Annotated in this window: 11 protein-coding genes; 5 read left to right on the top strand and 6 right to left on the bottom strand. The window is 65.2% G+C overall.

The window, feature by feature from the left end:
- Positions 1-15: 15 nt before the first annotated feature.
- Positions 16-2,424 (top strand): penicillin-binding protein 1A, encoded by a 2,409-nt coding sequence (locus ACJ7Z0_RS21390; RefSeq protein WP_434791444.1) that lies wholly within the window; start codon positions 16-18, stop codon positions 2,422-2,424.
- A gap of 16 nt (positions 2,425-2,440) precedes the next feature.
- Here ACJ7Z0_RS21390 and cyaY read toward each other — a convergent pair whose 3' ends face one another.
- A complete protein-coding gene (cyaY, locus tag ACJ7Z0_RS21385; RefSeq protein ID WP_055803549.1) occupies positions 2,441-2,773 on the bottom strand; it encodes an iron donor protein CyaY in 333 nt (110 codons plus the stop codon).
- Positions 2,774-2,809: 36 nt separating this feature from the next.
- Between cyaY and lptM the strand changes: the two genes are divergently transcribed.
- Positions 2,810-3,073 carry an LPS translocon maturation chaperone LptM gene (lptM, locus tag ACJ7Z0_RS21380; protein WP_434791443.1) on the top strand — a complete coding sequence of 88 codons (264 nt, stop codon included), beginning with the start codon at positions 2,810-2,812 and terminating at the stop codon, positions 3,071-3,073.
- Positions 3,073-4,350, top strand: a complete 1,278-nt coding sequence (lysA, locus tag ACJ7Z0_RS21375; protein WP_434791442.1) for a diaminopimelate decarboxylase — start codon at positions 3,073-3,075, stop codon at positions 4,348-4,350. The genes lptM and lysA overlap by 1 nt, the downstream gene beginning before the upstream one ends.
- 8 nt (positions 4,351-4,358) lie before the next feature.
- Here the strand turns inward: lysA and msrQ are convergent, their stop codons facing one another.
- The 5 genes from msrQ to ACJ7Z0_RS21350 all read right to left on the bottom strand — a co-directional run bounded on the left by msrQ (position 4,359) and on the right by ACJ7Z0_RS21350 (position 10,442).
- The gene (msrQ, locus tag ACJ7Z0_RS21370) at positions 4,359-5,018 is read right to left on the bottom strand and encodes a protein-methionine-sulfoxide reductase heme-binding subunit MsrQ (RefSeq protein ID WP_434791441.1); all 660 of its coding nucleotides are present in this window, start codon (positions 5,016-5,018) and stop codon (positions 4,359-4,361) included.
- A 28-nt stretch (positions 5,019-5,046) separates the two neighbouring features.
- Positions 5,047-6,057 carry a protein-methionine-sulfoxide reductase catalytic subunit MsrP gene (gene msrP / locus ACJ7Z0_RS21365; RefSeq protein WP_093019885.1) on the bottom strand — a complete coding sequence of 337 codons (1,011 nt, stop codon included), beginning with the start codon at positions 6,055-6,057 and terminating at the stop codon, positions 5,047-5,049.
- A 117-nt stretch (positions 6,058-6,174) separates the two neighbouring features.
- Positions 6,175-7,491: a c-type cytochrome biogenesis protein CcsB gene (gene ccsB / locus ACJ7Z0_RS21360; protein WP_434791440.1), complete on the bottom strand. Its 1,317-nt coding sequence runs from the start codon at positions 7,489-7,491 to the stop codon at positions 6,175-6,177.
- Positions 7,488-9,656, bottom strand: coding sequence for a cytochrome c biogenesis protein ResB (locus ACJ7Z0_RS21355; RefSeq protein ID WP_434791439.1), 2,169 nt, complete (start codon positions 9,654-9,656; stop codon positions 7,488-7,490). Before ACJ7Z0_RS21355 ends, ccsB begins: the two co-directional genes overlap by 4 nt.
- Positions 9,657-9,773: 117 nt before the next feature.
- Positions 9,774-10,442, bottom strand: a complete 669-nt coding sequence (locus ACJ7Z0_RS21350) for a c-type cytochrome (protein ID WP_434791438.1) — start codon at positions 10,440-10,442, stop codon at positions 9,774-9,776.
- 70 nt (positions 10,443-10,512) lie between these two features.
- Here ACJ7Z0_RS21350 and yihA point away from each other — a divergent pair, with 70 nt between their 5' ends.
- A complete protein-coding gene (yihA, locus tag ACJ7Z0_RS21345; protein ID WP_434791437.1) occupies positions 10,513-11,262 on the top strand; it encodes a ribosome biogenesis GTP-binding protein YihA/YsxC in 750 nt (249 codons plus the stop codon).
- 80 nt (positions 11,263-11,342) lie between these two features.
- A complete protein-coding gene (locus ACJ7Z0_RS21340; protein ID WP_434791436.1) occupies positions 11,343-12,254 on the top strand; it encodes an alpha/beta fold hydrolase in 912 nt (303 codons plus the stop codon).
- Positions 12,255-12,265 lie beyond the last annotated feature (11 nt).

The following is a 12,265-nucleotide window of genomic DNA, read 5'->3' as shown; positions in this document are numbered from 1 at the left end:
ACTCTCCGGGCCCACATGCAAGAAACTTCACGCCCCAAAGGGCCAGCCAAGACTCCTCCACCCGCACGACCAGCCTGGCTGAAATGGCTGCTGCGTTTCACAGTGTGGGGATTCGGCATCGTCGCAGCCAGCGCTTTGGCGGTCCTGTGCGTCATCGCGGTTGCCCTTGCCGTTGCCTACCCCAACCTTCCTGACATCTCGGAACTGTCGGACTACCGTCCGAAGCTGCCGCTGCGGGTGTTCTCCGCCGAAGGCATCCTGATTGGAGAATTCGGCGAAGAGCGCCGCAATCTAACCCCGATCGCGGCAATCCCCAAGCTGGTGAAGGAAGCGGTGTTGGCCGCTGAAGACACTCGCTTCTATGACCATGGCGGCGTCGACTACAAGGGCATGGTGCGCGCGGGCCTGGCCAACATGAACCGCGTGAAGAGCCAGGGAGCGTCGACCATCACCATGCAGGTGGCGCGCAACGTGTACCTGAGCTCCGAGAAAACGCTGACCCGCAAGATCTACGAGGTACTGCTCACCTTCAAGCTGGAGCACCTGCTCACCAAGGACCAGATCTTCGAGATCTACCTGAACCAGATCTACCTGGGCAATCGCGCCTATGGCTTTGCCGCCGCCTCCGAGGCGTATTTCGGCAAGCCGCTGCAAGAGCTCTCCATTGCGCAGGCAGCGATGCTGGCGGGCCTGCCCAAGGCCCCGGGTGCAAACAACCCGGTCAACAATCCGCAGCGCGCGCGCGGTCGCCAGTTCTACGTGATCGACCGCATGCAGGACGCGGGCTTCATCACCGCCGAGCAGGCGGCCGAGGCCAAGAAAGAAGAATTGCACCTGCGCGACGCGGCCGACCCGAACCGGCTGCATGCCGAGTACGTGGCCGAAACCGTGCGCCAGCTGATGTACGCGCAATACGGCGACAGCACCTACACCCGCGGGCTCAAGGTCTACACCTCGCTCGTGGCCGCCGACCAGGCCGCCGCATACAAGGCGCTGCGCAAGGGCATCATGGATTACGAGCGGCGCCAGATCTACCGCGGTCCCGAGAAGTTCGTCGACCTGCCCAACGATCCCAAGGAACTCGACGAAGCGGTGGACGACGCACTGACCGACCATCCCGACAACGGCGACGTGATGGCGGCCGTGGTGCTCAAGGCCACCGCCAAGGAAATCACGGCCGTGCGCGGCAATGGCGACCCGGTGCAGATCACGGGCGACGGCCTCAAGCCCGCCCAGTCCGGCCTGTCCGACAAGGCGCCGCCCAACATCAAGATCCGCCGCGGTGCGGTGATCCGCGTGGTCAAGACGCCCAAGAACACCTGGGAAATCACCCAGCTGCCCGAGGTGGAAGGCGCTTTTGTCGCCATGGACCCGCGCGATGGCGCCATCAAGGCCCTGGTGGGCGGGTTCGATTTCGGCAAGAACAAGTTCAACCACGTCACGCAGGCCTGGCGCCAGCCGGGGTCGAGCTTCAAGCCGTTCATCTACTCGGCGGCGCTCGAAAAGGGCTTCACGCCATCCACGGTCATCAACGACGGGCCGCTCTTCTTCGACGCCGGCACCACCGGCGGCCAGCCCTGGGAGCCCAAAAACTACGGCGGCGGCTACGACGGCCCGATGTCGATGCGTACCGCACTGATGAAATCGAAGAACCTGGTGTCGATCCGCATCCTGCAATCGATCGGCACGCGCTACGCGCAAGACTGGATCACCAACTTCGGCTTCGACAAGGACAAGCACCCCGCCTACCTGCCGATGGCGCTGGGTGCCGGCTCGGTCACGCCGATGCAGATGGCCGTGGGCTATTCGGTGTTCGCCAACGGTGGCTACCGTGTCAATCCGTACCTCGTGACCCGCATCACCGACCACAAGGACAAGGTCTTGGTCGACAAGCAGCCGCCGCTGCTCAACGAGACGATCCGCGCCATTCCCCAGCGCAATGCATTCATCATGGACACGCTGCTGCAATCCGTGACGCGCGCCGGCACCGCGGCCAAGGCCCAGGCCATGCTGAAGCGGACCGACCTCTACGGCAAGACCGGCACCACCAACGACTCGCTCGACGCCTGGTTCGCCGGCTTCCAGCCGACGATGACGGCCATCTCGTGGATCGGCTACGACACGCCGCGCAACCTGGGCGACCGCGAGACCGGCGGCGGCCTGAGCCTGCCGATCTGGATCAACTACATGGAGACCGCGATCAAGGGCGTGCCCGTGACCGAGCTGTCGGCCACGCCGCCGCAAGGCGTCGTGAGCGTGGGCGGCGAGTGGTACTACGACGACTACGCGCCGGGCCGCGGCGTTGCCAGCCTGGGTGTGGACAGCGCGGCCACGCCGCCTGCGGAGTCTCTGAGCGGGGTTCCGGTGAGCCCGCCCCCGCCACCGGAAGAGCGCAATCGCATCCTCGACCTCTTCAGGAACTGAAAAAGAAAACGGCGGTTCAGGCGGCCGCAAACTCCAGCGGCTGCCCCGCCTGCGAGCTCGCTTCGCGCGACAGGTTGCCAAAGAATTCTTCACCGGTCTTGGTGTCGACCCAGGCCTTGCCGTCGTACCGGTAGTGATACCCACCGGAGCGCGCGGCAAGCCATATCTCCTGCAGGGGCTTCTGCAGATTCACGATCAACTGACTGCCGTTCTTGAATGAAATCGTGATCATCCCGCCCACGCGCTGGTTGTCGATATCGGCATCGGTCGCGTCGTTGATGCGGTCGCAGCCTTGCTCGATGGCGGCGAGCGCGGCTTCGGCGCGGTCCATGTATTCGGAGTCGGTCATTACAATTTCGCTATGTTGAATGTTCGTCAAATTCTAGTGAGCGCCCCCAGCCGCGCTGCGCTCATGGTCTGCCTCGCTGCCGCAGCGGGCGGTTTGGCTGCTTGCGGGCAGCGCGGGCCGCTTTTTCTTCCGACCGATCCGGCAGCCGCCCAGCGCGCCACCTTGCCGCAGCTGCTCACGCCGGGCGGGCCGCGCGCCGCCACCTCCGACGCCGACGCCGCAGCGCCCAAGCCTGCCGCGGCCAGCAGCGCACCGGCACCGGCCACCGGCGCCACCACCGGCAGCGGAGCGCCCAAATAATGACGAACGCATCTCTCCCCGGACATCCCCATATCGCGCACCGAGACGACTCGCTCCACGTCGAGGGCCTCCGCCTGGATGCGCTGGCGCGCGAACACGGCACGCCGCTGTTCGTCTATTCGAAGCAATGGATGCTGGACGCGCTGGCCGCCTACCAGCGCGGGTTCGAGGACCGCGACGCCCTCATCTGCTACGCGATGAAGGCGAATTCATCGCTGGGCGTGCTGCGCGTGTTTGCCGAGGCCGGCTGCGGCTTCGACATCGTGTCGGGCGGCGAACTGGCGCGCGTGCTGGCGGTGGGCGCCGATCCCGCAAAGATCATCTTCTCGGGCGTGGGCAAGACTCGCGCCGAAATGCGGCAGGCGCTCGCGGCGGGCATTGCCTGCTTCAACGTCGAGAGCGAAGCCGAACTCGACGTACTCAACGAGGTGGCACTGGCCGAAGGGCGCCGCGCGCCCATCAGCATCCGCATCAATCCGAACGTCGATCCGAAGACGCACCCCTACATTTCCACCGGCCTCAAGGGCAACAAGTTCGGCATTGCCCATGACCGCGCGGTCGAGGCCTATCGCCACGCCGCGAAGCTGCCGGGACTCGAGGTGGTCGGCATCGATTGCCACATCGGCTCGCAGATCACCGAAGCCTCGCCCTACCTAGATGCCTGCGACCGGATACTCGATTTGGTCGAGGCCATCGAGGCGGCCGGCGTGCCCATTCATCATCTGGACTTCGGCGGCGGCCTGGGCATCGACTACAACGGCGAAGTGCCACCCAAGGCCGATGCGCTCTGGCAGCAACTGCTCGCACGGCTCGATGCGCGCGGCTTCGGGCAGCGCAAGCTGGTCATCGAACCCGGCCGTTCGCTGGTCGGCAACGCGGGCGTGTGCGTGACCGAGGTGCTCTACACCAAGCCTGGCGAAGACAAGAATTTCTGCATCGTCGACGCGGCAATGAACGACCTGCCCCGGCCCGCGATGTACCAGGCCTTCCAGAAGATCGTGCCGCTGCGAATCCGCGCCGGCAACGCAACGACCTACGACGTGGTCGGGCCGGTCTGCGAAAGCGGCGACTGGATCGGCCGCGACCGTGCGCTCAACGTGGTTGCCGGCGACCTGCTGGCCGTCCTGTCCGCGGGCGCGTACTGCATGAGCATGTCCAGCAACTACAACACGCGCGGCCGCGCCGCCGAAGTGCTGGTGAGCGGCCAGCGCGCCACGCTGATCCGCCGCCGCGAGACGATGGAAGACCAGTTGCGCAGCGAGCAGATCGAGAGCTGATCCGCCGGTCAGCCGGTGCTGCGCAGCGACTTCTCGCTGCTGCCGCGCACACCGGCGGACGGCTTCGGCTTGCGCTTGCTCGCGTAGTTCCACACCCGCCACCCGAGCAGCACCGCAATGATCGCGGCGTAGACGAACACCTCGGCGAAGTCGTTCTTGCCCGCACGCATCCAGAAGAAGTGCAGCAGCCCAAGGCCGGAGATCAGGTAGACCAGCTTGTGCAGCATCTGCCATCGCTTGGCACCCAGTGCCTTGATGGCGCGATTGAACGAGGTGGCGGCCAGCGGTGTCAGCAGCACGAAGGCCGAGAACCCCACCAGGATGAACGGCCGCTTGGCGATGTCCTTGGCGATGTCGCCCCATTCGAAGCCCATGTCGAACCAGCTGTAGCACAGCAGGTGCAGCACCACGTAGAAGTACGCGAACAGCCCCAGCATGCGGCGAAAGCGCGCGAGCGCATTGGCCTTGGCGATCACGCGCAGCGGCGTCACCGCCAGCACGATACAGATGAAGCGCAAGGTCCAGTCGCCGGTGGCGCGAATCAGGAACTCGGCCGGATTCGCGCCCAGTCCGTCGGTGAACGCGCCGTAGGTGAGCCGCGCGAACGGCAGCAGGCACAACAGAAAAATGACCGGCTTGGCCGCCGGGTGCATGAGCAGCTTGTTCATGGGGCAAAGGCCGGATGGCGGTGCGGGCTCAGTAGTTCTTCTTCAGGTCCATGCCTGCATAGAGCTGGCCGACCTGGGCTTCGTAGCCGTTGAACATCAGCGTCTTGTTGCGCTTGGCGAAGAGCCCACCGCCGTCGCCGATGCGGCGCTCGGTCGCCTGACTCCAGCGGGGATGGTCGACGTTCGGGTTGACGTTCGAATAGAAGCCGTATTCCTGCGCCGCGGCCTTGTTCCAGGCCGTGCTCGGTTCCTTTTCGACGAAGCGGATCTTCACGATCGACTTGGCCGACTTGAAACCGTACTTCCAGGGCACCACGAGGCGCACCGGCGCGCCGTTCTGGTTGGGCAGCACTTCGCCATACATGCCGAAAGCCAGCAGCGTGAGCGGATGCATGGCCTCGTCCATGCGCAGGCCTTCGGTGTAAGGCCAATCGAGCACGCGCGAGCCCACGAAGGGCATGGTCTTGGGATCGGCCAGGGTCACGAATTCCACGTACTTGGCGTTGCCCTGCGGCTCGACCTTCTTGATGAGCTCGGCCAGCGAATAACCCACCCACGGAATGACCATGGACCAGCCCTCGACGCAGCGCAGGCGGTAGATGCGCTCTTCCTGCGCACTGAGCTTCAGCAGGTCTTCGATGCCGTACTTGCCGGGCTTCTTGACCAGGCCTTCGACTTCGACGGTCCATGGACGCGTCTTGAGCGTGCCGGCGTTCTTGACCGGATCGCCCTTGTCGGTGCCGAACTCGTAGAAGTTGTTGTAGCTCGTCGCGTCCTTGTACTCGGTGAGCTTTTCCATGGTTTGCGCGCCCGGCACGGCCGACTTGGCGCCCGGAAGCAGTGCCAGCTTGTGCGGACCCGTGGCCTGGGCGAAGGCTTCTCGCCCGGCAAAGCTCGCAAGCGCGGCGCCCGCCGCACCGCCGGCCATCAGCTTCAGCAGGTCTCGCCGGCCCTCGTAGACGGCGCGCGGCGTGATCTCGCTCGACAGCGGATGAATGAAACCGCTGCTGCGACCCTGCGGACGGGAATGAAACGACATGGTGGTGGCCTTTCGCGTGAATCGTTGTGCTCAGGGTAGTTCGTGCAATTCCCTGATTCGGTTACGCGCAATGGCGGCGCGTGGTTTCAATTCTTCGCGAAAAGCCGGCCGCCCGCGCTACAAGGTACCGTAGCTGTGCAGCCCGCTCAGGAACATGTTCACACCCAGGAACGCAAAGGTGGTCACGGCCAGGCCGCCCAGCGCCCACCATGCGGCCACCGTGCCCCGCAAGCCCTTGACCAGCCGCATGTGCAGCCAGGCCGCGTAATTGAGCCAGACGATCAGGGCCCAGGTTTCCTTCGGGTCCCAGCTCCAGTAGCCGCCCCAGGCATCGGCCGCCCACAGGGCGCCCAGCACGGTGGCAATGGTGAAGAACGCGAAACCGACCGTGATCGACTTGTACATCACGTCGTCGAGCACCTCGTTGGCGGGCAGCCTGGCGGCAATGCGTTTGCGCCCCAGCAGGATGCCCGCGGCGATGAGTGCGGAAATACCCGCGTAGATCACCCAGTAGCTGCCGCCGGCCTCCTGCACGCGCTGGCGGAACGCCACGGGCACGAAGCACAGTGCCACGCCCAGCAGCCAGATCGGCGTGAGCTTGTACCAGCGCGTCTCTTGTGCTTGCTCCTTGATGAGGTAGGCAAACGCCACCATGGCCGCGAGCGCGAAGGTGCCGTAGCCGATGAAGTTGGCGGGCACGTGAAGCTTCATCCACCAGCTCTGCAGCGCGGGCACCAGCGGCTGGATCTCGTGCGCGTTGCGCACCAGCGTGTACCAGAGCAGGAAGCCGACCGCCGCGCTCACCACCAGCATGACGAACGCGCCGAGCGTGCGCGTGCCGTAGCGCGATTCGAAATAAAGATAGAAGGCCGTCGTGAGCCAACAGAACAGCACGAACACTTCATACAGGTTGCTGACCGGGATGTGGCCGATGTCCGGCCCCAGCAAATGACTCTCGTACCAGCGCACCATGGTGCCGATCAGCGCCATGGCAACGGCGGCCCAGGCCAGTCGGGAGCCGATCAGGTCGAAGGTGTCGCCCTGCTTGCCGCCGAAGAAACCGAACCAGTAGAACAGCGTGCTCATGAAGAACAGCACGCTCATCCAGAGAATGGCCGACTGGCTGGACAGGAAGTACTTGAGCCAGAACACCGTGTCCGCGCGCGCCAGGTCGCCCTGGTAGGACACGATGGCCAGCAGCGAGGCCGCGGCCACCACGATGGCCAGCACCCGCAGCGGACGCCAGAACCAGCCGATGGCAATGACCGAGATCATGGCGGCGGCAAGAATGGGCTTCTCGTAGGAGTCCATCGCGCCCGCATACCGGGCAAAGGCAAAAAGGCCGCCTGCCAGCACCAGTGCCGCAAACACCCAGTCGAAAAGGTTGCGGCGCGAAAACCAGCTTTCGTGGAGCGTGAGGGTGGTGGTGTTCATGGCGTGGCCTGTCCTTCTTTCTTCAAGGCAAGCAGTTTGTGCTTGAGGTGCTCGAACTCGCGATCGCTGTCCATGGTCTTGCGGTTGACCGAGAACGCCATGGTGGCGGCAGTGGTGTTGTCTCCGGAGCTCGCGCCATGGGGTGTAAGCCACACCCAGAGCCGGCGTTCGCGCACGTACAGCATGGCAAAAATACCGACGATCAGCAACAGGCAGCCCAGATAGACCACGTTCTTGCCGGGCGCGCGCGCCACCTGGAACACGCTGGCCTGCACCTGGGTGAAATCGGTCATCATCATGGCGACCGGCGCGGGGTAGAAGTACGCGTCGCTGATGGCCAGCACCGCCTGGGTCAGGAAGGCCTGCGACTTCTGGTCGCTCGACAATGCCGCCAGGCCGGCCCCCTCGCGGCTCAGGTTGAGCACTTCGAACAGCACGTCATTCAGGATACGCACCAGCACCGCGCCGGCACGTTCGCGCTCGGTTTCGGGCACGTTGGCTTCCATGAACTCCGCAATGGCCTGCCAGCCGCCCTTGGTGGTGGCTTCGGCCTTGGCGCGCTCGCTGCCGGCAAACAATGCCAGCGCGCGTGCGGCCGATACGCGCAATTGCTCGGCCATTTCGGGCCGCTTCGGGTCCACGGCCTTGGCGACGTAGCGTTCGACGGCCCGGGTGCGGGTATCGGCGTCGGCCAGCGCGGTGCGCATGCGCACGAAGCTGTCCATCGAGCCCTGGTCGTCGGCCGGCACGCGCAGGTAGCGGAACGGCTCCTCGGGTTTCTCGCGCATGCCGAGCAGGAACACCGGCTGGCCGTCGCCGGTGTCGACCGGCACCATGTAGTTTTGATACTCGCGCGCCTGGCCCGCCGCGTCGCGCAGCTTGTAGCCGATGCTCGGGCCGATGTTGCGCAGCACCTTTGGCTTGCTGGTCTTGTTGGCGGCGCCCAGGCGGGATTCGATGTCGTGGCGCAGGTCGACCTTGCGCACGTCGGCGCCGCTGCCCATGGCGCCGCCGTCGGCAAAGTTCTCGACGTTGATCACCCGCAGCGCGGCATATTCGAGCGTGAGCTTTTCCGTGCCGTTGGTAATTTCAGTGCTCGGCCCGCCGATGACGCCCTCGACCTCGAAGGGCTTGGCCGCGGCCGCCATCGGCACCGCCTTGAGCTTCACCTTGGAGCCGCCGTCGTCGAAGCTCGACTGGTAGATTTCCACGCCCTTGTAGCTGGCCGGGTGGTTGACCTCGATGCGCGCCGGCACCTGGGCGCCGGTTTCTCGGTCATGCAGCACCACCTCGCTCGCAAAGAGCTTGGGCATGCCGGTCGAGTAGTAGTCGACGATGAACTTCTTGAGCTCGATCGAGAACGGCAGCTCCTGCAGCAGCACGCCATCGGATTGCTGCAGGATGGCCACGCTGCCCTGCGCGCCCTCGGGCACCAGGATGTTCCCGCGGAAGGTCGGATTGCGCGGCGACAGCCGGTGCTGGGGCGGCACGTCGGCAATCATGCCGCCGCCCGTGAACACGCTCTTGCCGTTGAACCAGGTCTGGGCGCGCACCACCAGGTCGCCGTCGAGCAGGCCGCCGATGCACACGAGCACGATGGCGCTGTGGGCGGCGATGTAGCCGAGCTTGTGGGCGCCGCCCGCGCGCGCGGCGACCATCCAGCCGGCGTCGGCCTGGCCGTCCGCGGCTTCGCGCTGCTGGAGCTTGACCTTCCAGCCGCCGCTTACCAGCAGCTGGCCAATGCGGTTGGCCGCCGCGGCGGGCGCCTCGTCCAGACGGGTTTCGGCGCGCTGGCCAAAGGCCTTGAGGCTCTGCGCGCGAATCCCTTCCTTGAAGGTCTTCAGGTCCACGAAGATGCGCGGCGTGTTGCGCGCAATGCAGAGCGACGTGCTGATCACCAGGAACAGCAGGATCAGCAGGAACCACCAGGCGCTGTAGACCGAATCGAGCTTGGCCGCGCGGAACAGCTCGGCCCAGAACGGGCCGAACTGGTTGATGTAGTTGTTGATCGACTCGTGCTGCTTGAGCACGGTGCCGATGATGGATGCGATGCAGATGATGGTGAGCAGCGCAATCGCGAACCGCATCGACGAAAACAGCTCCACCGCGGCGCGAAGCGCTTGCGGGCCGCGATGAACGCGAAGGCCATGGGTGGAGACAGACATCGGCGGGCGGAAAGAAGGGAATAGGGGAAAAAGCAAAGGGCGGGCCATCCAGCTGGATCGGCCCGCCCTTTGTTTGGGGTTTTTATCGGCGGTTAGTTCACGCTGAAGGGCGTGGCGTCAGCGCAGGCCGGCGATGTAGTCTGCGACGGCCTTGATTTCGCGGTCGTTGAGCTTTGCGGCTACGCCCGTCATGGGAGCGCTGTTCTGGCGCACGTTGTCCCGGAAGGCAACAAGCTGTGCCACCGTGTACTCGGCGTGCTGGCCGCCCAGGCGCGGGTATTGCGCGGGCATGCCGGCACCGTTGGGGCTGTGGCAGCCGGCGCAGGCCGGGATCTGGCGATCGGCAATGCCGCCGCGGTAGATCTTTTCGCCCAGCACCACCAGATCCTTCTCCTTGGAGAAGCCGGACTTGACCTTCTTGGAACCCACGAACCAGGCGATGTTGCGCATGTCCTCGTCGGACAGCTTGGCGGCCAGGGGCTGCATGATCGGGCTCTTGCGCTTGCCGGACTTGAATTCCTGCAGCTGCTTGAGGATGTATTCGGGGTGCTGCTGCGCCAGCTTGGGGTTTGCCGCAATGGCCGAGTTGCCGTCTGCGTTGTGGCAGGAGGCACAGGCCTGGGCGGCCGAGTTGAACACCGCGTCGCCCTTGGCGGGATCGGGCTTGGCCGGCTTGGCCGCCGCGGGTGCAGCAGCCGGTGCGGCGGCATGATCGTCAGCCGCAAGGCTCGCGCTGGCTGCGACACCCATGAGGGCTGCAAGCAGAAAATTGGCAAACAACTTCATATCGGGGGCTCGATTTATTGGCGCAAAACCCCGCGATTCTACAATGGCAGCCCGTTCCGAAAGCTCATTGATGACCTCCCCGTCGCGCAAGCACGCCGCTCCCCCTTCCCGCGCGACCCCTGCCGTGGACCCTCTTGTCGCCGAGCGCGAGCGCATTGCGCTCGGCTGGATGCACACCGCCCACTTCCTGACCAGTGCCCCGCAACTGGAGCATTTGCCTCCGCTCGATCTGCCCGAGATCGCCTTCGTCGGCCGCTCCAACGCGGGCAAGTCGACCGCGATCAACACGCTCACCCAGCAGACGCGCCTGGCCTTCGCCTCCAAGACGCCCGGCCGCACCCAGCACATCAACCTGTTCGGCGTCGGCAAGCAGAAGGCCGACGACGCCGTGCTGGCCGACCTGCCCGGCTACGGCTATGCCGCGGTTCCCAAGGAAGCCAAGCTGCGCTGGCAGCGGGTCATGGGCAACTATTTGATGACGCGCGAAAACCTCCGCGGCGTGGTGCTGATGTGCGACCCCCGCCACGGCCTCACCGAGCTCGACGAGATCCTGCTCGACGTGATCCGCCCGCGCGTGCAGCAGGGGCTCAAGTTCCTCGTGCTGCTGACCAAGGCCGACAAGCTCACCCGCAGCGATGGCGCCAAGGCGCTGTCCATTACGCGACTGCAAGCCGGCGGCGGCGAGGTCAAACTGTTTTCCGCCCTCAAGAAACAGGGTGTGGGGGAAGCCGCCGAGTTGCTCTGGCGCTGGGCGCATCCACCCGGAGACACAAAGGCAGAAACAGAAGCGGCGGAACCGGCGGCTCCGGAAGACACCTAGGGAAAAGCCGGCTCGCCGGCGTTTCATCAGCGTGATCCACTATCAAAACAATAGCGACGAAAGTCGAAGGAGACAAAAGCATGATCGAGACGTTCCAGCGCAGCCTGCCCAACGGAACCACACTGAGCTGCCGCGCCACCGGCACGGCCGGCCGGCCGCTGATGGTGTTTCTGCATGGCTTCCCCGAGGCCGCTTTCATCTGGGACGAGCTGCTCGAATACTTTGCCGACCCCGAGCACGGCGGCTACCGCTGCGTCGCGCCCAATTTGCGCGGTTTCGAGAAATCGAGCGCGCCGACCGACGTGGCCGCGTACAAGGCCTACCTGCTGATCCAGGACATCCAGCAACTGGTGGCCACCGAAAGTGCCGATGGCACCATGGCCGCACTGGTGGCGCACGACTGGGGCGGCGCTTTCGCCTGGGGCTATGCCAACGCCTTTCCCGAGCAGGTCGGCCGGCTGGTCATCATCAATTCGCCGCACCCCGGCACCTTTACGCGCGAGCTGCGCAACAACCCGGCGCAGCAGCAAGCCAGCGCCTACATGAACTTTCTCGCGAGGCCCGATGCCGAGGCCCTGCTCGCGGCCGACGACTTCAAGCGCATGTGGCCCTTCTTCACCTTGATGAAGGCCGGGCCCGAAGGTTTCGGCTGGCTCACAGAAGACGTGAAGCAGCAGTACCGCGAAGTCTGGAGTGCGGGCCTCACGGGCGCCTGCAATCTCTATCGCGTCACGCCGATGAAGCCGCCGTTGCCGGGCCAGGACATCGAGGGCATTCCGGTGCTGCCGCACGAACGGCTCAGCGTGAACGTTCCCACCTTCGTCTTCTGGGCGCTCGACGATGCCGCGCTGCTGCCCGGCCTGCTCGACGGCCTGGAAGAGTACGTACCCCGGCTCGAAGTCAAGAAGGTGCCCAACGCCACCCACTGGATCGTGCACGAGCAGCCGCAGCTCGTCGCGCGCGAAATCGAAGGCTTCCTGCAACGGAGCTGAGGCGCCCTCCC

Origin of the sequence: Variovorax palleresanus (assembly GCF_051144945.1) — a bacterium.
GTDB classification, from domain to species: domain Bacteria; phylum Pseudomonadota; class Gammaproteobacteria; order Burkholderiales; family Burkholderiaceae_C; genus Variovorax; species Variovorax paradoxus_S.
Note: the sequence above shows the minus strand (reverse complement) of the source record. Positions and strands in the feature narration are given on the sequence as shown.